This window comes from Streptomyces sp. NPDC001903 (assembly GCF_042891345.1).
GTDB lineage: Bacteria > Actinomycetota > Actinomycetes > Streptomycetales > Streptomycetaceae > Streptomyces.
Genome location: NZ_JBIASZ010000005.1, coordinates 558,081 through 585,045, shown reverse-complemented (window position 1 = coordinate 585,045; position 26,965 = coordinate 558,081). Strand labels below are relative to the sequence as shown.

Sequence of the window (26,965 nt, the reverse complement as noted above, 5' to 3'; positions counted from 1 at the left end):
GATACGTGGCAGAGGCAGCCGTATTTCGTCAGTGCGCGGCGTGGTCGCGGCGGGCAGCCGCATCGAAGGGCTCCTCGGCGTCCGATCCGCAGAGCTCCGTGTTGATCTCCTTGACCAGCTCGACCAGGTCGGTCGGCCGGTCCGGGCCCCACCAGTCGCCGAGCAGTTCGGCGAGCGACTCCTCGCGGGCCTCGGCGAGCTTCCCGGCGGCCTCCCGGCCGGGCCCGGTCATCACCAGCGGCAGCCCGTCCCGTACGGCCAGTCCGCGCTCTTCGAGCTGGCGCGCGGCATCCGTGATCACCTTCAGCGGAACGGTGGTCCGTTCCGCGAGCACCGCGGGCTCGGCGGAGCCGTACTTCTTGATCCGCAGCAGCAGCCAGCTGGCCGCCGGCAGCAGGTCGAGGCCGGCCTTCTCGGTGATCTTCTCGTAGACGTGGCGGCGGCCCTCGCGGGTGCCGAGGACGGTCAGCGCGCGGGCGACCTCCTCGCGGGAGGAGCGGTGGACGGGGTTGGAGGCGAGGGTCTCGGTGACGTCGGGCGCGGTGACCGAGGCGCGGAGCACGTCCTCCTTGAGGAACCAGGCGACGACGAAGGCGACGAGGACGATGGGCACGGCGTAGAGGAAGACGTCGGTGATGGAGGAGGCGTACGCGTCGAGCACCCGCGGCCGCAGCGCGGCGGGCAGCCGTCCGATGGCCCGCGGATCGGCCTCCACCAGCGCGGCCGTACCGGGCGGCACCGGAAGCCCGGCGAAGGCGGTGGCGAGCTTGCCGTCGAGCCGGTTGGTGAAGATCGTGCCGAAGATCGCGACGCCGAAGGAGGCACCGATGGAACGGAAGAACGTGGCGCCGGAGGTGGCGACGCCGAGGTCGGCGTAGCTGACGGCGTTCTGCACGACCAGCACCAGCACCTGCATGACCAGACCCAGTCCGGTGCCGAAGACGAAGAAGTAGACGCTCATCTCCCAGGTGCCGCTGGTGCGCTCCAGCTGGTGCAGCAGGAGCAGCCCGATCGCGGTCACCCCCGTGCCCGCGATCGGGAAGACCTTCCACCGTCCCGTGCGGCTGACGATCTGGCCGGAGGCGGTGGAGGAGATCAGCATGCCGAGCACCATCGGCAGCATGTGGACGCCGGACATCGTGGGCGAGACGCCCTGCACCACTTGGAGGAAGGTCGGCAGGTAGACCATCGCGCCGAACATCGCGAACCCGATGACGAAGCTGATCACCGAGCAGAGGGTGAAGGTGCGGATCCTGAACAGCCCCAGCGGCAGGACGGGTTCGACGGCCCGCCGCTCCACGAACAGGAAGACGGCGAGCAGTACGGCCCCGAGCACGGCCAGGCCGATGATCCGCTCCGAGCCCCAGCCCCAGGTGCCGCCGAGGGAGGCGACGAGCACGAGGCAGGTGGCGACGCAGGCGATGAGGAACGTGCCGAGGTAGTCGATGGTGTGCTTCAGCCGCCGCACGGGGATGTGCAGGACCGCGGCGATGACGACGAGCGCGACGAGACCGATGGGGAGGTTGATGTAGAAGACCCAGCGCCAGGAGAGGTTGTCGACGAACAGACCGCCGAGCAGCGGCCCGAGGACACTGGTCGCACCGAAGACCGCACCGAAGAGGCCTTGGTACTTGCCGCGCTCGCGCGGCGGGACGATGTCGCCGACGATCGCCATCGACAGCACGATCAGCCCGCCGCCGCCCAGGCCCTGCAGGGCGCGGAACCCGATGAGCTGCGGCATGTCCTGGGCGAGCCCGCACAGCGCCGATCCGATGAGGAAGAGCACGATGGCGCCCTGGAACAGCTTCTTGCGCCCGTACTGGTCGCCGAGCTTGCCCCACAGCGGCGTGGCGGCGGTGGCGGCCAGCATGTATGCGGTGACGACCCAGGACAGGTGCTCCATCCCGCCCAGCTCGCTGACGATCGTCGGCAGGGCCGTGGAGACGATGGTCTGGTCGAGCGCGGCGATCAGCAGGCCGAGCAGCAGGGCGCCGATGGAGACGAGGACCTCGCGGGAGGCGTGTTCGGCGGCGGGGCCGGACCGGTGCGGGTCGGGAACGGGTTGCGCGGGGTCCGTGGTCACATCCTGAGCCATCCGCTCCTCCTCGGGCCGGATCAACATGTCCATCCTGAGCGGTGTGGCCGGATATGGCCTCTCGGGCGGGTTGGGCGGGCCCCGGAGGGTCTGCATAATCGCAGGCAATGGCCAGGGAGGGATTCCAGTGAGCGCTGAGCGCTGTCCAGAATGCGACGCCGTGGGCGTCGACTGCGGGTGCGCGCCGGGGGCCGGTTTCGAGCCACTGCGTGTCCGTCCGTACGTGACGCTCCCCGAGCCGCGTCAGTACGAGGACCCGCCGCCCGCGCAGCCGGTACGGGGCGTGGTGGCCGGCGCCGCGGGCGGGTACGCCCACCCCGGCGAGGCGCCGCGGGGCGACGACACCCCGGCGTACGGCATGACCGTGGCCTGGCCGGACTCCCCGCCGCAGGCGAGCTGGCCGGCCGAGACGGCCCGGCTCCGGGCGATCCCGGCGGAGGGCGCCGGAATAGGGGACGGGGGCCGGGGGAAGGCCGGGAGCGGGGGCTCCGGAAAGCGGTCCGGCGCCACCCGCCGGCGGCGGCTCCCGACGGTCCTGGCCGGCGCGGGCACGGTGGTCGCCGTGGGCACCGCGGCCCTGGCGCTGGGGATGCTTCCGCGCTCCGGCGACAGCGACACCGTCCTGCTGGACGCCAAGCCGTCGGCGCCCGCGGCGAGCGTGGCTCCGGCCGGCCCCACGCAGCCGGCGGCCACGCACAGCCCGTCCCGCTCCGCCTCGGCCTCGACTTCGGCGTCGCCGAGCGCCTCCAAGTCGGCCTCCCCCTCCGCCTCGCCCACCACCTCCCGCAGCTCGGCACCCCCGTCCCCGACCACGTCGACGAGCCCGAGCCGCACGCAGAGCTCACCTCCCCCGGCCCCGAAGGCCCCGACGCTGAGGTACGGGGACTCGGGCCCGGAGGTGGAGAAGATGCAGCGCCTCCTGGCGGGGCGGGGCTACTACCGCGGCAAGATCAACGGCAAGTTCGACAGCCGTACGGAGAACGCCGTCTCGGACTTCCAGTGGCAGAACGGCATCGACGACGACTGGGGCGTCTACGGCCCGCAGACCCGACAGGCCCTGGAGGGCACGGGCTGACCGAGGACGGGGGACTGACGGGGACTGGGGTCTGATCGCTCCCGGAACGGCTCCGGTGACGCGGAGTGGCGCAAACCACCCTCGGTTTTGTATCGTGTAGGAACAAAGTGGTTCCGCCCGCAACCCCTGACCGGTGGGCGGAACCGCTTGTTCTCTTTCCCGCCCCGTCTGGAGCACCGCCGATGTCGGCCAGCACCACCAGCACCACGACCACCGCCCCCGCCGTCCTCACCACCAAGGCCCTGCTCCTGGACATGGACGGCACCCTCGTCAACTCGGACGCGGTGGTCGAGCGCTGCTGGCGGGAGTGGGCCGTGTCGCACGGCCTGGATCCGGAGGAAGCCCTGAAGGTCGTCCACGGCCGGCAGGGCTACGCCACGATGGCGATCCTGCTGCCGGAGCGCCCGATGGAGCTCAATTACGCCGAGAACAGCGTGATGCTCGCCCGTGAGACCGCCGACACCGACGGCGTGGTCCCGATCGGCGGAGCTGCGCGGTTCATGGCCGCGATCGACGGACTGCCGCACGCCCTCGTCACCTCCGCCGACGCGGCCCTGGCCACGGCCCGGATGACCGCCGCCGCCCTGCGCATGCCCGAGGTACGGATCACGGCCGAGTCCGTCAAGGCCAGCAAGCCCGACCCCGAGGGCTTCCTCATGGGCGCCGCGGAACTGGGCGTGGACCCCGCCGACTGCATCGTCTTCGAGGACTCCGCCGCAGGGATCGCCGCGGGCCTGGCCGCGGGCATGCGCGTGATCGGCATAGGCCCCCGAGCCGCGGCCCACGCCCCGACGGCCCACGTCCCCGACCTGACGTCGATCCGCGTCACCGCGACCCCGGGCGGGTCGATCGAGCTCACGCTGACGACCGGCGCCTGAACACGAGGCGGGATCACCGGGGCCTGAGCTCCGGCCGGGCGGCGTCAGAGGGAGTCCGGGGGTTTCCCGACAGTCCACTGTCCTTCCGTGTCGGTCCGGTCCGTCAAGGGCGCTCCCTGCGGTCGCGTCGCTTCGCGATGGCCTTCGGCCACCCTTGACTGCCCGGCCCGCCCCGGAATGCCATAAGACTGTCGGGAAGCCCCCGAAGGACGGTCAGGGGGACGGTCAGGCCAAGAGGTGCGTCAGGGATGCGAACCCCACCACCCGGTTCAGCCACATCCGCCTCACCAGAGCCACCATCCCCGGCCAGGCCGGGGGACGCCCCAGATCGCTACGCGCTCCTCACGTCTCAGCGACCGGCGACCGCCTGTGGCCGGACATAAGCCGCCCAGACATCGTCCATGGCCCACCATTTCGGCGTCTGCGGCCTGCCTGGCGCCGAGAAACGGAAGTCGGAGGCGACAAAGGTGAGTGAGAGGCGACGCAAGGGAGTTGGAGGCGAGGAACGGGTGTTGGAGTGGGAGGGATGGGTGTTGGAGGGGGCGGAACGGGGGTTGGAGGGGGCGGAACGGGCCTTGGGGTGACGAACGGGCGGCCTTGGGGCCAAGGACGGTCGAGAGGGAGCCTGATGCCGGACTTTTCAACCTCTCAGTCAGGCAAGGCCCCTAGCGGGTCCTGATCGGCCACCAAAAGGGACAAACAGGCCGCAGGCGCCAGACCGGAAGGGTTGGTGCAGGCCGTGGGCGGCTTATGTCCAGCCACAGGCGGTCGTCGGACGCTAAGCCGAGTGGAGCGCGTAGCGATCTGGCGCCCCCCTGGTCATGGCCGGGGACGGTGGTTCCGGGAGGGAGGTGTCCGGTCGGGGAAGCTTGGCCGCGTATCGCTGAGGGCCCGTCCTTGAACATGTTCCTCCCGGCCATTCCTTCGGGGGCTTCCCGGCAGTCTTATGGCATTCCGGGGCGGGGCGGTCGGTCAAGGGTGGCCGAAGGCCATCGCGAAGCGACGCGACCGCAGGGAGCGCCCTTGACGGACCGACCCGACACGGAAGGACAGTGGACTGACGGGACGCCCCCGGACACACCACCGACCCCGAGTCGACAGACCCCGCCCCTCCCCCCGAAGCCCCCGCCCCACTCCCCCGACCCCGACCCGCCCCACCCCACCCCCCAACCACGTTCCGCCGTCGCTTCCGGATCGCCCTCCCGTGAAAGAACGAACCGGGGCTTGGCAGGCATGGGCCGGGGCCGGGAGCATCCCGTGCGGCGGTGCGTGTGAGACTCCTGCGAGCGCTGCCGGGACGAACCTCTGCCGGCGGTCCGGCAAGGGTGGGGCGCACATGAACAACAAGGTCAAGGGCCTCGCGGTCGTGGCCGCCGGGCTCGGCGTGCTGGTGGCCGGGGGTCTGCTCGCCCCGGACGGCGAAGGGTCCTCCCGCGGCGGCTGGAAGGCCGAGCCGGCCTCGGGTGCGGCGGAGTACACAGGTCCGGACCCGGTTCAGGAGGAAGTGCTCCAGGACTTCGAAGCCGCGACCACGGCCACAGGCGTGGGTCCCGCCGGCGACGGCGTGAACGCGGTCGGCTGCGTGGCGGCCCGGAATCACCTCGGCTCGACGAGCGGCGCGCAGCTGACCGTGATCGTGGACCGGCTGGCCGGCCGCGGCTGGCGTGTCACCCAGCGCCGGACCACCCCGGTGGCGGTGGCCTTGACCAAGGGCGCGTGGAGCCTGGTCGTCACTCCCGAGCCGCCGGGCGGCACGCCATACCTCTCCCTCTTGGCGATCCGCGACACCCCCGACTGCGAGGAACAGCCGACCTCCCCCTGAAGCGCTCCCCTCAAGCGCCCCCTGAAGCACTCCCCCGAGGCGGCTACTGGCCCACCCTCCCGTCGATCCGCTCCCGCAGGAAGTCGGCGTGGCCGTTGTGGCGGGCGTACTCCTCGATCATGTGGACCAGGACCTCGCGGAGCTCCATCGGCTCTCCGCCGCAGTCTCCCGTGACGTCCAGGCCGGGGGCCCCGTCCACCAGCCGCTCCGCGAAGACGACCTCCGCCCGCCAGGTGGCCCACGCGTCCGCGACCGCCGCCGGGTCGGCCACCGCCCCCGTGAAGTCCGCCGTCGGATCCTCCGGGGTGCGGTAGTGCCGTCGTACGTCCTCGCCCGCCATCACGTGGCGGAACCAGTACTGCTCCACCCCCGCCAAGTGCCGCACGAGGCCCAGCAGGGACAGGTTCGACGGCTCCACCGCGCGCCGTGCCATCGCCTCCGCGCCGAGGCCCGCGCACTTGAGCTCCAGCGTCAGCCGCTGGTCGCGCAGGTAGCCGACGAGGACGGCGCGTTCGCCCCGGAACCCACCGTCGGTGCGGGTGTCCTCGTCGGGGTGGACGAACATGTTGGACCAGCCGAAGCGTCGCTCGGCTCCGGGCGCGCCCGCGGAATCACCGTTGTCGATCACGCCCGCGAGCGTGCTCCCGTACGTACGCCTCCCGCAAGGGGATATCCCGGCCTCCCCGCCTGACTGTCCTCAACCGGCGACTCAACCGGCGACTCAGCCGGCGACTCAACCGGCGACTCAACCGGCGACTCAGCCGGCGACTCAGCCGGCGACTCAGCCGGCGACTCAGCCGGCGATCGCCTCGTACAGCGAGAACGCGGCCAGCGCCGCCATCACGCCCGCCGCGACCTTCGTGATCAGGCGCAGCGGCACGTACTTCATGAGCGTCTTCCCGCCCAGGATCCCGATGCCCGCGACCGCCCACAGGGCCAGGACGGCGCCGAGGCCGACCGAGACGGGGCTGTCGTACCGCGCGGCGAGGTTCGCGGTCATGATCTGGGTCAGGTCGCCGAACTCGGCCACGAGGATCAGCATGAATCCCGCCCCGGAGACCTTCCAGAAGGACTGGTCGGCAGGTGCCTTGACCTCCTCGTCCCCGTCGCTCTTCTTCAGGAGCAGCATGGCCGCGCCCGCGAGGAAGAGGACCCCGACGACGGCCTGGACGAGCCGGTGCGGGAGCAGGGTGAGCACGCTGCCCGCGGCGATGGCGAGCGCGACGTGCACCGCGAAGGCGGCGGCGACGCCGGCGAAGACGTACGAGGCGCGGTAGCGGGTGCCGAGCATCAGTCCGGCGAGGGCCGTCTTGTCGGGGAGCTCCGCGAGGAAGACGACCCCGAAGGCGATCGCCGTGACGGTGATGCTGAAGGTACTGCTGAACACGGGGCGGAACCTCAATCGGTCGGGCAGGACGCCATCGGTACCGAGAGACCTGGGGTGTTTCAGGGGTCGCTTCGGCTCGGCGGCGCCCTGACTGCGTCCACGCACCCGCCGTGGACGGGTGCAGATGAACAAGAACAGGACACTGCGGCCGAAGGTCTCGCTGGCCGACCGCTGTGCGCGGCCTGCCTCCGGGCGCCGGCTGGGGTGACCCAGCAGTATGTCGACGGTCCGGCGAAGAGCTACTCCCCTTCTGCACTCCACAGAATACGTGACGGCCGCCGCGGCCCGAAATAGGCCGTTGGTCCCGTGAAGGCAGCCGGACCTGCCCATCAGGACCCCCACCCGACCGGGCCCCGCCCTCCACCGGGCGCACCCTCCCGCGCGGAGTCCCAACTTCCGTTTAATCCATGCCAGTTGTCCGCCCCAGACGTGACGTGCCCATGTCGCAAACCTGTAACCTTGCGCCCGCCGCCACGCAATCTGGCGCCGCCACCATGGCCGCGCCCCTCCGGGGCTGACCGGCCACAAACCCCCGCATCCAGGGAGCCCCCCTCATGGCCCTCAAGAGCCTCATATCCGGTGTCTACGCGCGTCGAGTTGGCGTGCTCGCGTCAGTAGCCACGCTCGCCGCCCTCACCTCCCTCGTGAACGCGCCCGTCGCCCAGGCCTCCCCGCCCGCCCCCATCAGCGCCGCGGCCGCCCGCTCGTACCTCGCCACCGTCACCCCGAAGACGGAGGGGTCCCTCAGCGGCTACAGCCGCACCCTCTTCCCGCACTGGAGCACCGTCTCCGGCAGCTGCAACACCCGCGAGACCGTCCTGAAGCGCGACGGCGTCGGCGTCGTCACCGACTCCTCCTGCGCCGCCGTGAGCGGCAGCTGGTACTCCGAGTACGACGGCGCCACCTGGACCAACGCCGCCGACCTCGACATCGACCACGTCGTCCCGCTCGCCGAGGCCTGGCGCTCCGGGGCCAGTTCGTGGACCACGTCCAAGCGCCAGCAGTTCGCCAACGACCTCACCCGCCCGCAGCTCATCGCGGTCACGGACAACGTCAACCAGGCCAAGGGCGACCTCGACCCGGGCAAGTGGCTGCCGTCGCGGACCGCGTACCGCTGCACGTACGCCCGGATGTGGGTCGAAGTGAAGCAGTACTGGGGTCTGAGCATGGACTCCGGCGAGAAGTCGGCCCTGGTGGGCATCCTCAACGGCTGCTGACACCCGCCCGCCACCCCGCCCTCGCCCCTGTCCCTCCACCCACCCCTCGCCCCGTCCCGCCGCCCCGGCCGTTCACCCGGCCTCTCCCCCGCCAGGGGGAGGCCAGGCCCCCCTTCCCCGTCGTACCGTGATCGAAGGGGCTACGGAGGAGGGGGAGTTGCATGGCCGGATTGCGTCTGGGGCCACTGCTTCGCTACGTCGACTGGGACACGGGCGGTTCGGCCACGATATGGGTCGAGGCCGACCGCCCGTGCACGGCCGAAGTGCGGTGCACGGGCGGGGCCGGCGGCAGCGTGCGCACCTTCCAGATCGCCGGGCACCACTACGCGCTGGTGCCGGTGACCGGCCTGGCCCCGGGGAGCACCACGGCGTACGAGGTGCTGCTCGACGGCGTGCGCGTCTGGCCCCTGCCCGACACGGCCTTCCCGCCGAGCACGATCACCACCCCCGCGGTGGCCGCGGCCGGGCGGCCCGCCCCGGGGCTGCGGCTGACGTTCGGGTCGTGCCGGCAGGCCGCGCCGCCCGCCGGCAGGCACGGGCCGCACGGTCCGGACGCCCTCGACACGCTCGCGGCGCGGCTGGCCGGCGATCCGGACGAGGTGCGGCCGGATGTGCTCCTGCTGCTGGGCGACCAGGTGTATGCGGACCAGCTGTCGCAGGAGACGAGACAGTGGCTCGCGGCCCGGCGGGATCTGCGGGAGGCTCCCGGCGCGCAGGTCGCGGACTATGAGGAGTACACGCGGCTGTACTACGAGTCCTGGCTCGACCCGGAGATCCGCTGGCTGCTGTCCACCGTCCCCAGCCTGCAGATATTCGACGACCACGACGTCATCGACGACTGGAACACGAGCGCGGCGTGGCTGGCGGAGATGCGCGCGACGCCGTGGTGGCAGGAGCGGGTGCTCAGCGGGCTGATGTCGTACTGGGTGTACCAGCACCTGGGCAATCTCTCGCCGGCCGAGCTGGCGGCCGACCCGCTGTACGAGGCAGTGCGCGCGACCCCGGACGGTACGGATGCACTGCGCGCGTTCGCCGCCGCGGCCGATGCCGATCCCGGCTCGGTGCGCTGGAGCTACCGGCGGGACTTCGGCCGGTCGCGGCTGCTGATGGTGGACACCCGGGCGGCGCGGGTGCTCGCCGAGGGCGGGCGGGCGATGCTCGACCCCGCGGAGCAGCAGTGGCTGCGCGACAATGCCCTCGCCGGGCACGGCGGTTACGACCACCTCCTCATCGGGTCCTCCCTGCCGTGGCTGATGCCGCCGCTGATCCATGACGCGGAGGCGTGGAATGCCGCGCTGTGCCGCGGTGAGCGGGGGCCTCGGTGGGCGCGGATCGGGGAGGATCTGCGGCGGCGCAGCGATCTGGAGCACTGGGCTGCGTTCCCTGCTTCGTTCGCGGCGCTGAGCGATCTGATCGAAGAGGTGGGGACGGGGCCGCGGGCGCCGGCGACGGTGTGCGTGCTGTCCGGAGACGTCCACCATGCGTATGTGGCCGAGCCTCGAATACCCAGTACGGCGCGGATCTTCCAGTTGACGTGCTCGCCGGTGCACAACTCGATCCACACGGTGGTGAAGTGGGGCTTCCGGCTGGGCTGGTCGGGGACGGGGCGGTGGCTGGGCCGCGGGTTCTCGCGGCACGGGCGAACGGGCCGGCCGCCGCTGAGCTGGCGGCGTACGGGCGGGCCGTGGTTCGGGAACCAGCTGATGACCCTGGCCCTGGCGGGCCGTTCGGCCCGGCTCCGGCTGGAGCAGGCGCACAAGGGCCGCAAGGGGCGGGCCGGGAAGACGGGCCGGGGGCCCGCCCGGCTGGTGACGGTGCTGGACCGGGATCTGACGTCGGCGGACTGAGCGGAGCGGGGCCGGTTCCCCGCACGGCGAGGCAGAACGGCATGAAGGGAGGAGCCGGTGGCCCGAGCTGACAGACTGTGCGCCCGGGCAGCCCCCGGGCATACGGCGCACCAACGCCAGGCGTACGCTGTATGGCTGTCAAGCCGCCCCTGCCGCTCCCCCGCGACGTCGCGGCGCTTCACGCCGAAGCACGTCAACCGGACTGGGGAGTCCCGCCTTGTTTGAGACTCTGGGGTCGCTGACAGCGAGCCCATGGATCTACGTCGTGGTGGCGGTGTCCGTCGTGCTCGACGTCTTCCTGCCGGTGCTGCCGAGCGGGGTTCTGGTGATCACGGCCGCGGCCGCCGCGGCCGCCGCCGGTGCGGCCGGGCCGGTGCCGGTGGCCGTGCCGGCGCAGGTGCCGGACATCCTCGCGCTGCTGGTGATCGCCACGACCTCGTCGGTGCTGGGTGACATGGCCGCGTTCCGGCTGGCCCGGCGCGGCGGGGCCCGCCTGGACCGCGCGATCGCCCGGTCCCGTCGGCTGACCCGCGCCCAGGAACGCCTGGGTACGGCGCTGGCCCGCGGCGGCGGCGCCCTGGTGGTGATCGCCCGCTTCGCCCCGGCCGGCCGCTCGGTGGTCTCCCTCGGCGCGGGCAAGACCCACCGCAAGGTCATGGAGTTCCTGCCCTGGTCGGTGCTGGCGGGCATGGCCTGGGCCGGGTACAGCGTGGCCCTGGGGTACTTCGGCACCCAGTGGCTCGGCGCCACCTGGCTCGGTACGGCGGTCTCCGTGATCGCCCTCTTCGCCGCGGGCGCCCTCGCGGCCTTCGTCATCCGCCGCCCCGCCCCGGCAGCGGCCCGGGCGGCGTAGCGACCGCCCCGGGACGGCTCCTCGGAGTCCGCCCGGATCCCCCGGGTGGAGCAGTGCCTCACCCGTTCACCCGGCCCCGATCGCCGCCCCGGGCCCGGGCTCCTAGCGTCCACAGCACGGCGCGCAACCGAATCCGCGTCACATCCGTGCCCTGGCCGCGCCGTTTCGAGGAGCCCGAGGAGTTCTCTCCATGCCCGCCACGCCGCTCGCCCAGCCGCCGAACCTCCGCCTCCTGACGAGGGCCGCGGCCGCGGCCCTCGTCCTCGCCGCGGCCACCCCCGCCGCCTTCGCCCACGCGGCCTCCCCCTCCGCGAACGTCTCCCCCACCGCCGTCGCCCCCGGCGGCCGGGTCAGCCTGAACGTCACCGGCTGCGGGACCAAGACCGGTACGGCCTCGTCCAGCGCCTTCGGCGACGTACGCCTGACCCCCGGCAACCTCGAGGCCACCAACCTCATCGGCAGCGCCACCGTCTTCAGCAACGCCAACTCCGGGGCGTACACCGTCACCTTCGAATGCGGCGGCTCGGGCGGTCAGCGCGTCACCGTCTCCCTCCAGGTCGCCTCCGGCGCGGCCCGCGGCGGGCTGGGCGGCAGCATCGGCGCGATGAGCCCCGGCCGGATCGCCCTGGGCGGCGCACTGGCCGCGGGCGCACTGGGCACCGGGGTCTGGATCCTCCGTCGCCGCTCCCGCCTGGGCTGACCGGCACGGGCGACGCACCCGGCTCGTACGAGTACGAGCCACTGCGGCAGGAGCAGCACGTCAAGACAGGGCCTAGGGGGTGTCTTGTCGATCAGGCCGGATCAGGGAGCGGCGGCGGGCGCCGTGGATCGCAAGGCGGACGAGGGAGGCGACGCGGTGGGGGCACCTCCCAGCGGTAGCTGGGGGACGTCGGCGACCGAGGACAACGCGGCGAGGCGCGGTGCCCACCGCCGCGAGCCCAGCATGATCGGCGAGACGCCCCCTAGGCGGTGACGGCGGCGGTGACGGCCGCGCCGCCGCCCCTGACCTGCAGGCCGTCCAGCAGGTCGCGCGTCGCTTCGGCGATCGCCTCGACGGCGGCCTCGAAGACCTCCTGGTTGTGCGCTGCGGGCGCCCGGAACCCGGACACCTTCCGTACGTACTGCAGCGCGGCGGCGCGGATCTCCTCCTCGGTGGCCTTCTCGGGGATGGCGGGCGGGCGCAGGGTCTTAATGGAACGGCACATACACCCACTATCCCGCTACCGGGGCAGCTCGGCCCCGGAAAGTTTCATGATCAAACCTGCCTGCAGCCGTGCCCGCAGCACCGGATCCGTGACCTCTTCCAGCAGTTCGACGGCCTGCTGCAGCGCGGCGGCGGCCCGCCGGTCCTCCCGCAGGGAGGCGGTCTGGTCGGCCATGTGCCGCAGGGCGATGTCGGCCCGCCGGTGGAAGAGCTGCCCGACGAGCGTGATGACGAGTCCCACCGAACTGGTCACCACCCCGAGGTACAGCTCGCCACTGGTCTCGGCCTTCCAGACCGCGAGCGCCACCCCGAGCAGCAGGACGGCGGCCCCCGCCCCGGCGAACCGCTGGCTGGTGACGAAGCTGCTGCGGGCCTGCGTCAGCCCGTACGCGTAGTACTCGACCAGCACGGACGTGAACTCGGCGTCCCCGTGCCCCTCCCGCCGCCCCGCCGGCAGCCCCCCGACATCGGCGTACTTGGGATCCCCCGCACCACCGCCGGGCTCGGCAACCTGCGCCAACAACCGCGCCCGCTCGGCATCACGCCGCCGCTCGAACCCCTCCCTGGCCGCCCGGTCCAGCCGGACGTACGCCACGCCGCCGACGACAGCGGCCAGCAGCCCGACGCCCCCCACCACCCACTCGCCCATCCCCCGACGATCCCACGCCCCCTCGACACCCGGTCAACCCTCCGAACACGCCAAAGGCCCCCGCCCGCAACCGGTCGGGGGCCTCCGTGCAACGCGCCTCAGCCATGAATGTCAGCGACCAGCCGCCGACCGGTTCGCTTCTCGGCATCGCTGGTGTCGGCACGTGTCGTTCCACTGGTGCAGCCGCCGAAGCTCCTGCAAGGCGGCGACGGGGAAGGGGTGCTCTCCCCACTTCTTTCGGTACCCGGCCTCGCCGTGCGTCCGCAACACCTCCTCGGCGGCCTCCATCACCGCGTGGCTCAGCACGCTGCGGGGCTGTGTGGTGCTCCAGGAGAGGACGCCCGCGTCGTCGGGCTCGTCCCAGCTCGTCGTCAGGTCCGGGAACCGGTAGATGTCGACGCCCACGCTCGCCCCTTGGCGCCGCAGTCGCCACCTCGCTTCGGCCGGTTCGAGGTCGAAGGAGATCCGCTGGACGGTCGAGTCCCCATAGAGCCCGACCATCGCGTGCAACGTGTCGGCCAAGGCGTCCGTGAGGTAGCTGACGATGTCCGTCCACTCCGAAGCGCCATCGGCAATACGGCACGTGGCCCACCCGGCACCGCCCAGTTCCCAGCCGAACCGGAGATCCCCCGTCATCCTCGCCCTCCCGACCCCGCCGGCCGGCCGGCGGTGGATGTCACTTGTGGACGCAAAAGACCCCCCGCCATGATCGGCGAGGGGTCTTCGTGCTGGTGGGCGTGGACGGTTTCGAACCGCCGACATCTGCTTTGTAAGAGCAGCGCTCTACCCCTGAGCTACACACCCGTGGATGAGTGGACAGCCTACATGGCGGGCGCACCCCCCACGCAAACCCGTATCCGTGGGGGAGAATGGACCGGAGCATGGCGGAGGCGGTACGGGAGAGGGATTGTGACGACGGCATCCCGGCGGTGGTTCGGCGGGCGGGACGAGAGTCGGCGGGCGGATGCGCAGGCGGCGAAGGATGCCGCCGCGGCCGCGTTCTACGAGCTGGACACCGCGCAGCGGGATCTGCGGATCTCCATGGAGACCATCGCGGCGGCCGACGGGTCGCCCGCGGCGCGGCAGGCCGGGGAGGGGTTCGCCGCTCTCGGGCAGCGGATCGACCAGGTCAGCCACGTCTACATCGAGGCCGTCGACGCGCACGACCTCGATCGCGTCGATCTCGAAGGGGCCGTCGCCTCGCGGGCGCGGGAGCAGCTGACGCGCGCCCGTGACGAGCTCGTACGGGTCAAGGGGGAGCTGGACCGCTTCGCCCAGGGGCTGCAGCCCCTGCTGGACAAGGCCGAGACGCAGCTGGCGCGGGTGGCGCCCGCGCGGGAGCGGGCCCGGGCCGCGCTGCTCGCGGCGAGCTCCGCCCTGGACGGCGTACGGGCCCAGGGGATGCGGGCCGACGAGTTCGCGGCGCGCCTGGCCGCGCTCGGGCCCGAGCTGACCCTGCTGAACCAGGGCGCCGCGCAGCACGGGGTGCAGGAGACCGTTCAGCGCGCGGACCGGATCCTGCGGGACGCGGAGGCGATACGGGCCGAGGTGGCACGGCTCCCGGAGCGGGCCGCGGAGATCGACCGGCGGCTGGTGAGCCTGCGGACCCGGGCGCAGGCTCTGCGCAACCGGGCGGACCGGGTGGATCCGGTCCTCAGTGAGCTGCGCCGACGGTTCAGTGCCGCGTGCTGGCAGGACCTGCAGCACGTGCCGGAGCAGGCCGTACGCGACGTGGCGAAGGCCGAGGAGCAGCTGAGGGAGGCCGCTCGGGCGCGCGAGGAACAGCGCTGGGCGGACGTGGCTGCGCTGGTCGAGTCGGTCCGGGGTGCGCTGGACGCCACCGACGAGGCGGTGTCGGCAGCGCAGGACCGGCTGTCGCGGCTGGAGGCGGTGGCGCGGGACCCTCAGGCGGAGGTGCAGCGGACCCGGTTCGCGATCCGGGACGCGCAGCGGCTGGCGATGGAGGGCCGCAGTGTGCCCGATCCGCGGCACGCGCGGCCGCTGGACGAGTCGGTGGCGCGGATGGAGCGGGCGCTCGCCGCGCTGGAGGAGCGGCACCCCGACTACTGGCACTTCCTCCAGGAGATGGAGCAGGTGCGGCAGGGCGTGGGGCGGGTCGTCTCCGACATCCGCGGCGGACGCGGGAGCGGCTGAGTCCGCGCGCCCGTCCGCGCTTGTCGCGGCGGGGGCGCGGGCGGATGCTGGAAGGTGGCTGGAATAGGAGGGCGTGATGGCTGCCCACGTTTCGCACACCTCTCGTGCGCCCGGCGCACCCCGCACGACTGCATCGCGCACGACCGCACCGCGCACGAGCCCACCCCCCGTGAACGCGCCCCACGCGGCGTACGGGTGCCACGAGCCCCACGAGCACTACGCGCCGTACGTGTCCCACGGACCGATCGAGCTGCCCGCCCCGCACGTCCCGTACCTGGTGCGGCGCGTCGCGCGCCCGGTCAACACCCGGCTCGACGAGCACCTGCCCACCGACCACAAGCTCAGCCAGGTCTACCGGGTGGGCGCGGGCCTGATGGGACTGCTGCTCATCGTGTTCGGGATCCTGGGGCTGATCGACCAGATCGGGTTCTTCGACACCGGCGGCGCCACGGTGCTCGCCCTGAACACCAACGGCGCGCTGAGCGTCCTGTCGATCTGCATCGGGCTGCTGCTCCTCGTGGGGATGGTGATCGGCGGGAACTTCGCGTCCACCCTCAACATCGTGCTGGGGATCGCCTTCATCGTCAGCGGGTTCGTGAATCTGGCCCTGCTCGACACCGGGATGAACTTCCTGGCCTTCAAGATCCAGAACGTGCTGTTCAGCTTCGTCGTCGGCGTGATGCTGATGTGGTTCGGGATGTACGGGCGGGTGGGCAGCGCCCTGCCGCACGACAATCCGTACTGGCGGGCCCGCAACCCCGAGCAGGCCGCACGCGAGGACCGCGCCGCCGGGCTGAGTCGGTGAGTCACGGCTTCCGGACCGGACCGGACGGCTTCCGGTCCGGAACGATCCGGTCCGGACCGATCCGGCCGTGCCGGCAGGCCCCGGCTCTGTAGCCTGGGGCCATGCCCCGTTACGAATTCCGCTGCCGGACCTGCGAAGACACCTTCGAGGTCAGCCGGCCCATGGCCGAGTCCTCCGCTCCCGCCGACTGCCCGGCCGGCCACGCCGACACCGTGAAGCTGCTCTCCGCCGTCGCCGTGGGCGGTACCAGCAGCGCCCCCGCCCCGTCCGGCGGGGGCTGCTGCGGTGGTGGCGGCTGCTGCTAGGGGGCGTCCGCCGGCGTCAGCGCTTGCGCGACAGGGTGAGGCCGTCCGAGATCGCGAGCAGCACCGACTCCATGCGGGTGTCCGCCGCGACGTGCTCGTTGTACGCGCGGACCCCCGCGGCCGAGCCCGTCGCGGACTCGTCCAGGACGCTGCCGTGGAAGAGGGTGTTGTCCGTGACGATCAGCCCGCCCGGGCGCAGCCGCGGAACGAGCTCCTCCCAGTAGGCGATCTGGCTTTCCTTGTCCGCGTCCACATAGGCCATGTCGATGTGCGGCTCCCGCGGCATGGCGCGCAGCGTGTCCAGCGCCGGGGCGATGCGCAGGTCGATGCGGTCGGCGACGCCCGCCGCCTTCCAGGCCTCGCGCCCGTACGCCGTCCACTCCTCCGAGACATCGCACGCGACGATCACGCCGTCCGCCGGCAGGGCCTGTGCCATCGACAGGGTGGAGAAGCCGGTGAAGGTGCCGACCTCGACGATGTGCCGGGCGCCGGTCAGCCGTACCAGGAAGGCCAGCAGGGGCCCCTGTTCCTCCGCCGACTGCATGCCGGCGACGTCCGGGAACTTCTCGTACGTCGTCGCCACCAGCCCCCGCTGGACCGGGTCCAGCGGGGGGTTGTGGTCGAGCATGTAGCGGTACAACTCGTCAGTGATCTTCGTGCTGTTGCCCTTGGTCATGCACCCAGTGTGCCGACCCGGACCGCCGGTTGACCGCGGATCGACCGCGGATCGACCGCCGATCGGCCCCGGTCGGCCCCCGGTCGGCCCCCGGCCGGACCGGTGGGCCTACCGCCCGGCCTCCCGGGCCACCGCCCCCGCGAACGCCCGCACGATCTCCTCGCCCGCCAGCACGCCCGCCGCCGCCAGGGCCGTGACGTTCGGCGCCGTCCAGCCCGCGTCGGCCAGCTCCCCGTGCCCCGGCCGCCAGGCCGCGTCCGCCGCCAGCAGCAGGTCCGCGTCCAGCAGCGAGTCGCCCGCGGCGAGGGTCGTGGTCGCGCCCGTACGGCGGGCCACCTCGCGCATCGCCGCGCTCTTCGTCAGCGGCCGCGGCACGGCGTAGATCTTGCGCCCCTGGAGGGAGACCGTCCAGCCGCGTGCGTCGGCCCACTCCGTCAGCGCCTTGACCCACTCGTCCGGCACCAGGGCCCGCTCGACGACCAGGTAGGTGAAGAGGTCCTCCGCGATCCGCGCCTTGCGCAGCCACGCCGGGTCCGCCGTCGCCAGCAGGTGCGCGTGCACCTCCTCCAGCGGGGCGCACTCCTGCGCCAGCCGCGAAGCCACCTGGCGCCGCCAGTCCCGGTCCGGGAGGCCGTCGACCAGCAGCTGCCCGCCGTTGGCGCAGATCGCGTACGGCGCCGGCCGCCCGGGGAAGCGGATGCGCTGGTACTGCTTGCGCGTACGGGTCGTCGTCGGGACGAAGACCACCGCGGGATCGGCCGCCAGCTCGGCCAGCAGCGCCGCCGCCGTCTCCGTCATGTACGACAGCGGCTTGCTCTCGTGCACCTCCACGCACAGCAGCCGCGGGGCCACCGGGTCGGGCATGGTCAGGCCGAGCGCGGCCGTCGAGTAGATGAGCGTGCGGTCGAGATCACTGGCTACCAGGACAGTCACTTGGAGGTCACGGCCTTTCCGTCGGCGCCGGTCGCGCCACGCGTGAAGCGGGGGTGGATGAGTCCTACGCAGGTGTAGGGCAGCCCGTCGACCTCTTCCACCGGCACGCCGCGCTGCTCGGCGAGCAGCCGTACGTGGTCCAGGTCGGCGCCGGCGCCGCGCTGCGCCAGGATCTTCCACGGCACGCGCCGCAGCAGGACCCGCGTCGTCTCGCCGACGCCGGGCTTGACCAGGTTCACGTCGTGGATGCCGTACTCCTCGCTGATCCGCTCGACGGCCGCCCAGCCCTCCCAGGTGGGCGTCCGGTCGGCCGCGAGGAGCTCCTTGACCTCGGCGTCGACGGCCTCGGCCACCTCGTCGAAGCGGGCGGCGACGGTGTCGATGAAGGCGGTGGAGACATCGGCTCCGGCGAGCTCGCGGTAGAACTTCGCGCCGTGGAAGTCGGCGGGTCCGACCAGGTCGGACCTGAGGACCGTACGCGATATCAGCCCGGAAACGGTGGAGTTGAGGCAGGCGGAGGGGATCAGGAAGTCCTCGCGGGTGCCGTACGTGGACACGCAGGACCCGGGGTCGGCGAGGACCACGATCTCCGGGTCGAAGCCCGGGCCCCCCGCCTCCCGAGTGGCCCGCAGGGCCGCCGCCAGCTCGCGCGTGATGGCGCCCTTGCCCGTCCAGCCGTCCACGAAGACGACGTCGGCGGGGTCGTGGTGGGCGGCCAGCCAGCGCAGCGCGTTGGGGTCGATGCCGCGGCCCCGCACGATGGAGACGGCGTAGTGCGGCAGGTCCAGGCCGTGCCGGGCCCGGGCCCAGCGGCGCATCAGCACGCCGACGGGGGTGCCGGCGCGGGCCAGCGAGACGAGCACCGGGGAGGGGGAGCGCTCGGCGAGGACGGTCTCGGTGACCGTGCCGACGGCCCGGGCCATGCGGGCGGCGGACGCGGTCAGCGCGCTCCGGTACAGCTCCTGGTACTGGGGCGAGGGCTGGTACTCGACGGGCAGCGACTCGGCGTAGTGGGCGCCGCCCGCCTGGATGGCCTCCTCGCGCTCCTCGGTCGGGGCCTCGAGCGCCACGTCGGAGAGGTCCTGGAGCAGCCAGCCGCAGTCCTCCGGGGCGTACGAGGAGAAGGCGGGGCCGCGCAGCGGCTCGGGCAGGATCGGCTCGGGCATGATCGGCTCCCGCCGGTCGCAGGAATCGCCGCGGAAGGGCTCGGGGACGTACGAGGGGCCGTGCGCCGGAACGTCCGCCGGGACGTACGACGGCACCAGCGCGAGCAGGACCCGGCCGGCGTGCGGGGCCAGACGCGCGAGGAGCCCGTCGGGACCGTGCAGCGCGGCGGTGTCCCCGTGGCCGTCGACGACGGCGACGACGGTGTCGAAGCCGGCGCCCGCGACGTTGTAGGCGTACCGGTCGCCGGGACCGTCGGCGGGGGCGTCGTGGGCGGGGAAGACGAGCCGGGAGCGGATGGCGTAGCCGGGGTCGTCGACGGCGAGCACGGGTGAGCGGGTGGTGGTCGAGAAGCGGACCTCGGCCGCCGCCCCGGACTCCTCCAGGGCCCGCGCGAGGCGCAGCGGGGCGTACATCAGCTCTTCGTTGCCGAGTACGAGGACCCGCCCGGGCTCGGCTCCGAGCGCGTCGGCGAGCTGTCGGGCCAGCGCGGGCAGCGCGGCTTCGAGCCGGGCGCGGTGCTCGGGGGTGAACCCGTGCCGGCCGCCGTCGGGGACCCCGGCGGGCCAGTCCAGCACGACGCGCCCGGCGGGCGCGGCGGGCGCGAGCGGAGCCGCAGCCGGAGCCGGACCGCCCGCGTCCCGGCCCTCGTACTCCTCGACCAGTGCCTGCCCCTTGGCCAGGACCCCCTCGGGGAGGTGCACGGTCCCGGAGGCGAGCGCGATGAGGTCGACGCGGGCGCCGATCTCGGCGGCGAAGGCGGTGAGCCGCTCGCGGTCGGCCGGGGAGCGCATGTCCACGAGGGCGACGACCACGTAGTGCTCGCGGGGGTGGCGGGCGTGCAGGTCGCGGATGGTGTTCAGGACCGTGTTGCCGGTGGAGAACTCGTCGTCGACGAGGACCAGCGGCCCGCTGCCGGCCAGCAGCTTCGGGTCCTGCGGCAGCAGCAGGTGCGAGGTGGCGTGCGAGTGGGCCTCCTCGAACCCGCCGGCGGGCTCGACCCCGGGCACGGGGCGGCGGGTGGAGTGCAGGTAGGGCGCGGCTCCGAGCCCGTCGGCCACACAGTGCCCGAGCCCGGTCGCCGTCTCGGCGTACCCCAGGACCACTGCGGCGGCGGCCTCGTCGCCCAGCAGGGCCCGCACCCGCTCGCCCAGCCCGTGCCCGGCCGCGTAGACGGCCCGCGGGGACTGCGGGACGTGCTTGCCCAGCACCTGTGAGACCAGCAGGTGGGCCCGCTTCGGGTTGCGCCGCAGGGCCAGCCCGAGCAGTTCGTCCAGCCGTGGCGATCCGGGGTCGCCGGCCTCCTCCAGGCGTACGCCCAGCCGCTCGGCCACCCAGGTTCCCGACCACACCGCGTCGATCGTCTTGCCCTTCTCCGTAGTCGTCGCCGTCACGGGTCCGCTCACAGCTGGAGCCCGGCCGTGAGGAGGTCGACGAAGCCGACCTCCTCCTTCGCCACACCGAAGACCTCGGCGCGCAGCATGGTGCGCTCGGCCCAGGCCCGGTGGGGCTTCACCTCGTTCATCTTGTTCGTGTAGGCGGAGCGCATGACTCCGCCGCCGCCGCGCTCGGGGCGCAGGATGTCCTGGGCGTCGCTGAACTCCTCGTGGGAGACCACCGACAGCGCGTGGACGGGCGTGACGTGGGCGGGGTGGATGCAGGTCTTGCCGAGGAGCCCGTTGGCCCGGTCGAGTTCGATCTCGCGCAGGAGCCCGTCGAGGTCGTGCTCGATGAGGGCGGTGCGCAGTTCCTCCACGCCCTCCTGGAGGAAGGGGCTGCGGCGCAGCTGGGGCTTGAAGAGCCGCTGCTGGCTGCGGAAGTACTCCCAGACGGGTCCGGTGACGGTGAAGCCGGTGCCGTCGGCGCGGCTGAGCACGTTGACCACGTCGGCGATGACTCCGGCGACGATCTGGACGTCGTAGGCGGTCATGTCGGGGGTGCGGCGCAGTCCGTAGACCGAGCAGAAGTCGGTGACGCCGAGGCGCAGGGCCAGGACGCGGTCGCGGTACCGGTTCACGGTGCGGGAGATGCCGGCGAGGGCTTCGACGCGGGTTTCGAGGTGGAGGAGGTCGGGGGTCTCCAGGACGGGCATCGCGTACAGCGGCTGCCGGCCGTCGGCCGCCTCCGCCTGGGCGACGGCGTCGAGGAAGGCGGTTCCACGGCTCTCGGTGAACTTGGGGAGTACGAATCCGGCCAGTCTGCGGGCGGAGCCGCCGAGGCGGTGCACGAGGTCGGGTATCTGCTCGGGGGTGCGGACCCGGATGAAGAGGAGCGGGAGCTCTCCGCCGTCGGCGTCGAGGGCGGCGAACTGCCGGACGAGGTTGTCCTCGGCCCCCGCGACATCGGCGTCGCTGATCGAATCCTCCAGGCAGAGGACCATGGAGACGACTCCGCGGGCGGCCTGCTTGCGGACGTCGCCGGCGAGGTTCGGGCGGGTGGCGGGGCTGTAGAGGGTGGCTCCGAGGGCGGCGGCGAGGATGCGGGCGGGGGAGGCGGCGGTGAACTCGGCCGGCTCCTGGTGGAAGAGGTCCTTACGGACGGTGGGCGATATGTGCCCAAAGTGACGCATGTGCTTCCCCCGTACTGCCTCGGCGGCCCCAGTGGCGTGGCCGGTAATAGTACGTACGAACGTGAGTCAAGAGTTCCTCAAGTACATGAAGTTCAGGTAACCCTCTTGCACCATGCCCAGGTCTTTCTTCCGCGACAAGGCTCCACGGGGGGCCGCGTTGTTCCGCGCCGCCCCGGGAGGGCAGGATGACGGGCATGACGCACGCGATGCAGAAGGGCTCGAACATCCCGGTGACCGCCGTGGCGGTCCGGGCGGTGCTGCGCTGGACCGGCGGCTCCGAGGTGCCGGACGTGGACGCCTCGGCACTGCTCGTGGGCCCGGACGGGCGCGTGCGCTCGGACGAGGACTTCGTGTTCTACAACCAGCCCCGGCACCCCTCGGGGGCCGTCTGGCGGCTCGGCAAGAAGCAGCTCGGCGACGGGATCACCGACGCCGTACAGGCGGACCTGCGGGCGGTGCCGCCGGTGGTGGACCGGATCCTGGTGGTGGCCTCTGCCGAGGACGTGCCGTTCCAGCAGGTCAGGGATCTGCGGATCCTGCTGTACGACGCCACGGCGACCGGCGGCTCCGAGCCGCTGGCCTTCTTCGACGTGCGGCCCGAGACGGGGGCCGAGACGGCCCTGATCTGCGGGGAGCTGTACCGCCGCGGGGACGGATGGAAGTTCCGCGCGCTGGGCGAGGGCTACTCGAACGGCCTCGTCGGGCTGGCGACCGACCACGGGATCTCCGTGGACGAGAACGCCGCCGAGGACGCCTCCGCGGCCGCACCCGCCGCCGGGCCGGCCGACGACCGTACGGCCGCGATGAGCCCGCCGGTCCCGCGGCAGGCACCGCCGGCGCCGGTGACGCAGGCCCCGCCGGCCGCGCAGCCGGCGTACGGCTACCCGCAGCCGGTGTCCCCGGCTCCGGTGCCGGTCCCGGCGCCTGTCCCGGTCGGCGACCCGACGTTCCGGCTGCCGGTGCAGGGCCCGCAGTTCCTGCGTCGCTGACGCGCTGCCGGCCGGGGCCGCCGCGGCCGGTCCGCAGCCTGGCCGGGGCCCGCGTCCCCGGTCAGGCCTTGGTGCTCTTGTAGCCCCGCCCCCACTGCAGGCCCCACCCGTACAGCCGGTCCAGCTCGGCCTGGAACCCGTACACGAACTTCACCTCGCGCCGCACGATCAGCTCGCCCTTGACGTGCTCCATGGAGAGCACCGCGCAGGAGCGGGCCTGCGGCTGCCGCTCCTCCAGCGGGATCTCGATCCGCGGCCCGGTGATCGGGTAGAGGGTGATCATGGCGTGCGTCCGGTCGAAGGCCGGCGTCTGGTCGTAGATGTAGACGAACACCAGCAGCCGCTTGATCTCGTCGGCGTGGTCGAGGTTGACGAAGACCGTCTCCCCCGACGGCGCCCCGAACCGGTCGTCGCCGCTGAGCTTCACGTACGGCGGGCTGTTGATGTCCCCGTGCAGGTTGCCCAGGGGCTGGACGACGCCCCGGGTCCCGTCGGCCAGCTCGTAGAGGCAGCCGAGGTCGAGGTCGACGTTGACCATGCCCTGGGTGTGCGCCTGCACCATGTCGGGCTTGAACAGCTTGAACGGATGGCGCAGGAGCCGGCCGCCCTCGCCTCCGCCGCGGCCGCCGATGTCCGAGCTGCGCATCCGCCAGGACAGGTTGACCCGCAGGTTCCCGTGGACCGCCCCCTGTTTGGTGAGCGACACCGTCGGATGCCGTTTGGTCAGCTCGATCGCGGCCGATCCGCTGCCCGAGTCGAACTGCAGGGCGCGGCTGCCCCTGATGCCGTCGAAGAACCCTTCGAAGAATCCCATTCCCCTGTCCCCCCTCATTCTGTGTAGGCGGGGCGGCCTACGCGGACGGGGCGGCCCGGCAGTCCGCAGACCAGCCCGGCCGCCCCGCAGTTGGAGCGTTCCGCATTACCGCCGTGATCATGCCTCGGCGGTGGAACCCTCCAGTTCCAGGCGCTTGTTGCGGCGCACCGAGGACCAGAAGGACCAGGCGATGAGGATCACGCCGACGAGGCCGGTGATGACCTCGTTGATCTCGTACTGGATGGTGACGAGCAGGATGACGGCGAGCGCGCCGATGGCGTAGTGCGCGCCGTGCTCCAGGTAGACGTAGTCGTCGAGGGTGCCCTGGCGGACCAGGTAGACCGTGAGCGACCGGACGTACATGGCGCCGATGCCGAGGCCGAGGGCCATGAGCACGATGTCGTTGGTGATGGCGAAGGCGCCGATGACCCCGTCGAAGGAGAAGGAGGCGTCGAGGACTTCGAGGTAGAGGAACATGAAGAAGGCGGCCTTGCCGGCCATGGCGACGGCCGAGACGGGCTTGCCGCTCTTCTTGGCCGCTTCCTCGGCTTCGTGCTCGGCCTCCTCCTCTTCTTCGAGACGGTTCTCGAAGTAGCCGGAGAGACCGCCGACGATCATGTAGGTGATCAGGCCGGCGATGCCGGAGACCAGGACGGTCTGCGCCTTGTCCACGTGGGCGCCGCCGTGCTGGTGGGCGTTGGCGGCGAAGGTCGCGGACGTGACCAGCAGGACGATCAGCGCGATGCACGCCGACAGCATGTCGATCTTGCCGAGCTTGGCGAGCGGCCGCTCCAGCCATGCGAGCCACTGGATGTCCCGGTCCTCGAAGATGAAGTCGAGGAAGATCATCAGAAGGAACATGCCGCCGAAAGCCGCGATCGCCGGGTGGGCGTCCGTGACCAGCTGCTCGTACATGTCCTTGTTGTTCAGCGCCAGATCGACGGCCTCGATGGGCCCGATGCCGGCGGTGACGGCGACGATCACGACGGGGAAGACCAGGCGCATGCCGAACACGGCGATGAGCACACCGATGGTGAGGAAGATCTTCTGCCAGAAGGCATTCATCTTCTTCAGGATTCCGGCGTTGACCACCGCATTGTCGAAGGACAGCGAGATCTCAAGGATGGACAGGATCGCGACGATCCCGAGTCCGGTCATTCCCCCGTAGAACCCCGCTGCGACCAGACCGAGCGCAGTGACTGCGAACGACCAGCCGAAGGTTTTGAGAACCACTGGCACCCCATCGTCTTGTACGGCTTTACGAAACGTTGACCCCGAAGTCTAGAGCGATGCCCCGGAGCCCCGACGCGTACCCCTGCCCCACCGCTCGGAACTTCCATTCGCCGCCGTACCGGTAGACCTCGCCGAAGATCATCGCGGTTTCGCTGGAGGCGTCCTCGGTGAGGTCGTAGCGGGCCAGTTCCTGGCCGTCCGAGTCGTTGACCACGCGAATGAAGGCGTTGCTGACCTGGCCGAAGCTCTGCCGGCGGGCCTCCGCCTCGTGGATCGAGACCGGAAAGACGATCTTGTCCACCTCGACCGGGACCTTGGTCAGGTCGATGATGATCGATTCGTCGTCGCCCTCACCCTCGCCGGTGAGGTTGTCCCCCGTGTGTTCGACGGAGCCCTCGGGGCTCTTCAGGTTGTTGTAGAAGACGAAGTACGCGTCTCCCAGGACCCGGCCGTCGCGGCACAGCAGCGCGCTGGCGTCGAGGTCGAAATCGGCCCCCGTGGTCGAGCGCGCGTCCCATCCGAGACCGACCAGGACCCGGGTGAGGTTCGGTGCGGCCTTGGAGAGGGAGACGTTGCCCCCCTTGGCGAGTGTGACGCCCATGTTGTGGTCCTCCCCGGACGACGTGGTGATCGCGGCGCGCCCCGCGTGGCGGGCCGCCGGTGAAGCTCGCCGGTGCATCTCTGCGGTGCACCGTCGCAAAGCACGTCCGGCGCCGTACACACAGTGCACGGCGCCGGACGGGTGACTGCTGGCAGGCTCAGACGTTGACGCCGAAGTCCTGCGCGATGCCGCGCAGGCCGGAGGCGTAGCCCTGGCCGATGGCGCGGAACTTCCACTCCGCTCCGTTGCGGTACAGCTCGCCGAAGACCATGGCGGTCTCGGTCGAGGCGTCCTCGGAGAGGTCGTAGCGGGCGAGCTCGCTGTTGTCGGCCTGGTTCACGACGCGGATGTACGCGTTGCGGACCTGGCCGAAGCTCTGCTGGCGGCTCTCGGCCTCGTAGATCGAGACCGGGAAGACGATCTTGGCGACATCGGCCGGGACGCCGGCCAGGTTCACCTTGATCGCCTCGTCGTCGCCCTCGCCCTCACCGGTGGTGTTGTCACCGGTGTGCTCGACCGAGCCGTCCGGGCTCTTCAGGTTGTTGAAGAACACGAAGTTCGAGTCGTTGGCGACCTTGCCCTGGTCGTTGGTCAGGATCGCGCTGGCGTCGAGGTCGAAGTCGACACCGGTGGTGGTGCGAGCGTCCCAGCCCAGACCGACGATGACCGCCGTCAGATTCGGCGCGGCCTTGGTCAGCGAGACGTTTCCGCCCTTGCTGAGGCTGACTCCCACGGGTCCTCCATTGGGTTCATGTGTGGGGCGGTGCCCCGTCGTGCGGTTTCTACCGGGATCAACGCTTCGATCCTAGTGACGGGTTCCCGCCTGTCGGCGTCTTTCCCGGTGAACAGTTCGCGGAACCCGCCCGAAGTGCGGCGATTGTGCGGCGGCCCGACGGGTCCGGGGTATCGCGGGTGCTCCGGGAGGCTCCTCAGAGGCTGTCGAGGGCCTTGATGTACTCGTTCAGGTCACGCGCGTCGGGCAGGCCGTTGACGACGGTCCAGCGCACGACGCCGTCCTTGTCGATGATGAAGGTGCCGCGGACCGCGCAGCCCTTGTCCTCGTCGAAGACGCCGTACGCGCGCGAGGTCTCGCCGTGCGGCCAGAAGTCCGAGAGCAGCGGGTAGTCCAGGTTCTCCTGCTCGCCGAAGACGCGCAGGGTCGGCACGGAGTCGTTGGAGACCGCGAGGAGCTGGACGTCGTCGTTCTGGAACCGCGGCAGCTGGTCGCGCAGCTCGCACAGCTCGCCGGTGCAGACACCGGTGAAGGCGAACGGGTAGAAGAGCAGCACGACGGCCTTCTCGCCGCGGAAGTCGGAGAGCCGCACGGTGGCGCCGTGGTTGTCCTTGAGCTCGAAGTCCGGGGCCTTGGTGCCGACCTCGATCGCCATCTCTCGCATCCCTTCGTTCCCGCATCCCTGCGTTGGGCTGTTCGGGTGGGTCCAGCCTAGGGGGTGTCGTCAAAGTAGCTTCGTCCGCCCGTGAGGGCGGGGCCGGCGGGGTCTGGTGCGTGTGATCGCAAGGCGGAGGTGGGGGTCCCCCCGCCGAAGGCAGGGGGAGGAGGCGACGCTCGCGTCGTCGACCGACGACAACGCGGCGAGCGCGCGTGCCAGACCCCGCCGACCAGAAGGGACTTTGACGACACCCCCTAGGACACCCCCCGGGCCGGTCAGGGCCCGGAACGCACGCACCCCGCCG

Annotated in this window: 26 protein-coding genes and 1 tRNA gene; 11 read left to right on the top strand and 16 right to left on the bottom strand. The window is 71.9% G+C overall.

The window, feature by feature from the left end; all coding sequences use genetic code 11:
* Positions 1 to 28: 28 nt before the first annotated feature.
* Positions 29 to 2,095, bottom strand: coding sequence for a DHA2 family efflux MFS transporter permease subunit (locus ACFYZS_RS15235; RefSeq protein WP_389011603.1), 2,067 nt, complete (start codon positions 2,093 to 2,095; stop codon positions 29 to 31).
* Between the two features lie 223 nt (positions 2,096 to 2,318).
* On the opposite strand from ACFYZS_RS15235, the gene ACFYZS_RS15230 reads away from it, so the two are divergent.
* From ACFYZS_RS15230 to ACFYZS_RS15220, 3 genes are all read left to right on the top strand, one after another.
* Positions 2,319 to 3,170, top strand: a complete 852-nt coding sequence (locus tag ACFYZS_RS15230) for a peptidoglycan-binding protein (RefSeq protein ID WP_389011600.1) — start codon at positions 2,319 to 2,321, stop codon at positions 3,168 to 3,170.
* Positions 3,171 to 3,352: 182 nt separating this feature from the next.
* A complete protein-coding gene (locus ACFYZS_RS15225; RefSeq protein ID WP_389011597.1) occupies positions 3,353 to 4,048 on the top strand; it encodes an HAD-IA family hydrolase in 696 nt (231 codons plus the stop codon).
* 1,336 nt (positions 4,049 to 5,384) lie between these two features.
* The gene (locus ACFYZS_RS15220) at positions 5,385 to 5,870 is read left to right on the top strand and encodes a hypothetical protein (RefSeq protein ID WP_389011594.1); all 486 of its coding nucleotides are present in this window, start codon (positions 5,385 to 5,387) and stop codon (positions 5,868 to 5,870) included.
* A 43-nt stretch (positions 5,871 to 5,913) separates the two neighbouring features.
* On the opposite strand, the gene ACFYZS_RS15215 is transcribed toward ACFYZS_RS15220, so the two are convergent.
* Together ACFYZS_RS15215 and ACFYZS_RS15210 are read right to left on the bottom strand one after the other, a co-directional pair.
* Positions 5,914 to 6,435, bottom strand: a complete 522-nt coding sequence (locus ACFYZS_RS15215; protein ID WP_389011689.1) for a DinB family protein — start codon at positions 6,433 to 6,435, stop codon at positions 5,914 to 5,916.
* A 228-nt stretch (positions 6,436 to 6,663) separates the two neighbouring features.
* Complete coding sequence (locus ACFYZS_RS15210) at positions 6,664 to 7,257, bottom strand: TMEM165/GDT1 family protein (RefSeq protein WP_389011591.1); 594 nt, start codon at positions 7,255 to 7,257, stop codon at positions 6,664 to 6,666.
* 572 nt (positions 7,258 to 7,829) lie between these two features.
* Here ACFYZS_RS15210 and ACFYZS_RS15205 point away from each other — a divergent pair.
* The 4 genes from ACFYZS_RS15205 to ACFYZS_RS15190 all read left to right on the top strand — a co-directional run bounded on the left by ACFYZS_RS15205 (position 7,830) and on the right by ACFYZS_RS15190 (position 11,874).
* Positions 7,830 to 8,474 carry an HNH endonuclease family protein gene (locus tag ACFYZS_RS15205; RefSeq protein ID WP_389011686.1) on the top strand — a complete coding sequence of 215 codons (645 nt, stop codon included), beginning with the start codon at positions 7,830 to 7,832 and terminating at the stop codon, positions 8,472 to 8,474.
* A gap of 161 nt (positions 8,475 to 8,635) precedes the next feature.
* Entirely contained in the window at positions 8,636 to 10,321 is a 1,686-nt protein-coding gene (locus ACFYZS_RS15200) for an alkaline phosphatase D family protein (protein WP_389011589.1), read from the top strand.
* A gap of 217 nt (positions 10,322 to 10,538) precedes the next feature.
* The gene (locus ACFYZS_RS15195; protein WP_389011587.1) at positions 10,539 to 11,174 is read left to right on the top strand and encodes a DedA family protein; all 636 of its coding nucleotides are present in this window, start codon (positions 10,539 to 10,541) and stop codon (positions 11,172 to 11,174) included.
* A gap of 190 nt (positions 11,175 to 11,364) precedes the next feature.
* A complete protein-coding gene (locus ACFYZS_RS15190; protein ID WP_389011585.1) occupies positions 11,365 to 11,874 on the top strand; it encodes a hypothetical protein in 510 nt (169 codons plus the stop codon).
* A gap of 262 nt (positions 11,875 to 12,136) precedes the next feature.
* Here the strand turns inward: ACFYZS_RS15190 and ACFYZS_RS15185 are convergent, their stop codons facing one another.
* The 4 genes from ACFYZS_RS15185 to ACFYZS_RS15170 form a co-directional block, all read right to left on the bottom strand.
* Positions 12,137 to 12,379: a DUF2277 domain-containing protein gene (locus ACFYZS_RS15185; RefSeq protein ID WP_389011583.1), complete on the bottom strand. Its 243-nt coding sequence runs from the start codon at positions 12,377 to 12,379 to the stop codon at positions 12,137 to 12,139.
* Positions 12,380 to 12,394: 15 nt separating this feature from the next.
* Positions 12,395 to 13,027 carry a hypothetical protein gene (locus ACFYZS_RS15180; protein WP_389011581.1) on the bottom strand — a complete coding sequence of 211 codons (633 nt, stop codon included), beginning with the start codon at positions 13,025 to 13,027 and terminating at the stop codon, positions 12,395 to 12,397.
* Between the two features lie 111 nt (positions 13,028 to 13,138).
* Positions 13,139 to 13,663 (bottom strand): hypothetical protein, encoded by a 525-nt coding sequence (locus ACFYZS_RS15175; RefSeq protein WP_389011579.1) that lies wholly within the window; start codon positions 13,661 to 13,663, stop codon positions 13,139 to 13,141.
* Between the two features lie 93 nt (positions 13,664 to 13,756).
* A tRNA-Val gene (locus ACFYZS_RS15170) sits at positions 13,757 to 13,831 on the bottom strand.
* A gap of 105 nt (positions 13,832 to 13,936) precedes the next feature.
* On the opposite strand from ACFYZS_RS15170, the gene ACFYZS_RS15165 reads away from it, so the two are divergent.
* The 3 genes from ACFYZS_RS15165 to ACFYZS_RS15155 all read left to right on the top strand — a co-directional run bounded on the left by ACFYZS_RS15165 (position 13,937) and on the right by ACFYZS_RS15155 (position 16,291).
* Entirely contained in the window at positions 13,937 to 15,181 is a 1,245-nt protein-coding gene (locus ACFYZS_RS15165) for a hypothetical protein (protein WP_389011576.1), read from the top strand.
* A 169-nt stretch (positions 15,182 to 15,350) separates the two neighbouring features.
* Positions 15,351 to 15,986, top strand: coding sequence for a DUF4383 domain-containing protein (locus tag ACFYZS_RS15160; protein ID WP_389011573.1), 636 nt, complete (start codon positions 15,351 to 15,353; stop codon positions 15,984 to 15,986).
* A gap of 101 nt (positions 15,987 to 16,087) precedes the next feature.
* Complete coding sequence (locus ACFYZS_RS15155; RefSeq protein ID WP_030160452.1) at positions 16,088 to 16,291, top strand: zinc ribbon domain-containing protein; 204 nt, start codon at positions 16,088 to 16,090, stop codon at positions 16,289 to 16,291.
* Between the two features lie 16 nt (positions 16,292 to 16,307).
* Here the strand turns inward: ACFYZS_RS15155 and ACFYZS_RS15150 are convergent, their stop codons facing one another.
* From ACFYZS_RS15150 to ACFYZS_RS15135, 4 genes are all read right to left on the bottom strand, one after another.
* Complete coding sequence (locus ACFYZS_RS15150) at positions 16,308 to 16,967, bottom strand: O-methyltransferase (RefSeq protein WP_389011569.1); 660 nt, start codon at positions 16,965 to 16,967, stop codon at positions 16,308 to 16,310.
* Positions 16,968 to 17,075: 108 nt separating this feature from the next.
* Entirely contained in the window at positions 17,076 to 17,900 is an 825-nt protein-coding gene (locus ACFYZS_RS15145) for an HAD family hydrolase (RefSeq protein ID WP_389011566.1), read from the bottom strand.
* Positions 17,897 to 20,458: a phosphoribosyltransferase gene (locus ACFYZS_RS15140; protein ID WP_389011563.1), complete on the bottom strand. Its 2,562-nt coding sequence runs from the start codon at positions 20,456 to 20,458 to the stop codon at positions 17,897 to 17,899. The genes ACFYZS_RS15145 and ACFYZS_RS15140 overlap by 4 nt, the downstream gene beginning before the upstream one ends.
* Positions 20,459 to 20,466: 8 nt before the next feature.
* Positions 20,467 to 21,633, bottom strand: a complete 1,167-nt coding sequence (locus ACFYZS_RS15135) for an HpcH/HpaI aldolase/citrate lyase family protein (RefSeq protein WP_389011560.1) — start codon at positions 21,631 to 21,633, stop codon at positions 20,467 to 20,469.
* 194 nt (positions 21,634 to 21,827) lie between these two features.
* On the opposite strand from ACFYZS_RS15135, the gene ACFYZS_RS15130 reads away from it, so the two are divergent.
* Complete coding sequence (locus tag ACFYZS_RS15130) at positions 21,828 to 22,622, top strand: TerD family protein (protein ID WP_389011683.1); 795 nt, start codon at positions 21,828 to 21,830, stop codon at positions 22,620 to 22,622.
* Between the two features lie 61 nt (positions 22,623 to 22,683).
* Here ACFYZS_RS15130 and ACFYZS_RS15125 read toward each other — a convergent pair whose 3' ends face one another.
* From ACFYZS_RS15125 to ACFYZS_RS15105, 5 genes are all read right to left on the bottom strand, one after another.
* Positions 22,684 to 23,436, bottom strand: coding sequence for a Tellurium resistance (locus tag ACFYZS_RS15125; protein WP_389011557.1), 753 nt, complete (start codon positions 23,434 to 23,436; stop codon positions 22,684 to 22,686).
* 117 nt (positions 23,437 to 23,553) lie between these two features.
* Positions 23,554 to 24,669 carry a DUF475 domain-containing protein gene (locus tag ACFYZS_RS15120; RefSeq protein WP_389011554.1) on the bottom strand — a complete coding sequence of 372 codons (1,116 nt, stop codon included), beginning with the start codon at positions 24,667 to 24,669 and terminating at the stop codon, positions 23,554 to 23,556.
* A 25-nt stretch (positions 24,670 to 24,694) separates the two neighbouring features.
* On the bottom strand, positions 24,695 to 25,270 hold the full coding sequence (locus tag ACFYZS_RS15115) for a TerD family protein (protein WP_030160469.1): 576 nt from the start codon (positions 25,268 to 25,270) through the stop codon (positions 24,695 to 24,697).
* A gap of 157 nt (positions 25,271 to 25,427) precedes the next feature.
* On the bottom strand, positions 25,428 to 26,003 hold the full coding sequence (locus ACFYZS_RS15110) for a TerD family protein (protein WP_030160471.1): 576 nt from the start codon (positions 26,001 to 26,003) through the stop codon (positions 25,428 to 25,430).
* A 196-nt stretch (positions 26,004 to 26,199) separates the two neighbouring features.
* Positions 26,200 to 26,658 (bottom strand): peroxiredoxin, encoded by a 459-nt coding sequence (locus tag ACFYZS_RS15105; protein WP_389011550.1) that lies wholly within the window; start codon positions 26,656 to 26,658, stop codon positions 26,200 to 26,202.
* Positions 26,659 to 26,965 lie beyond the last annotated feature (307 nt).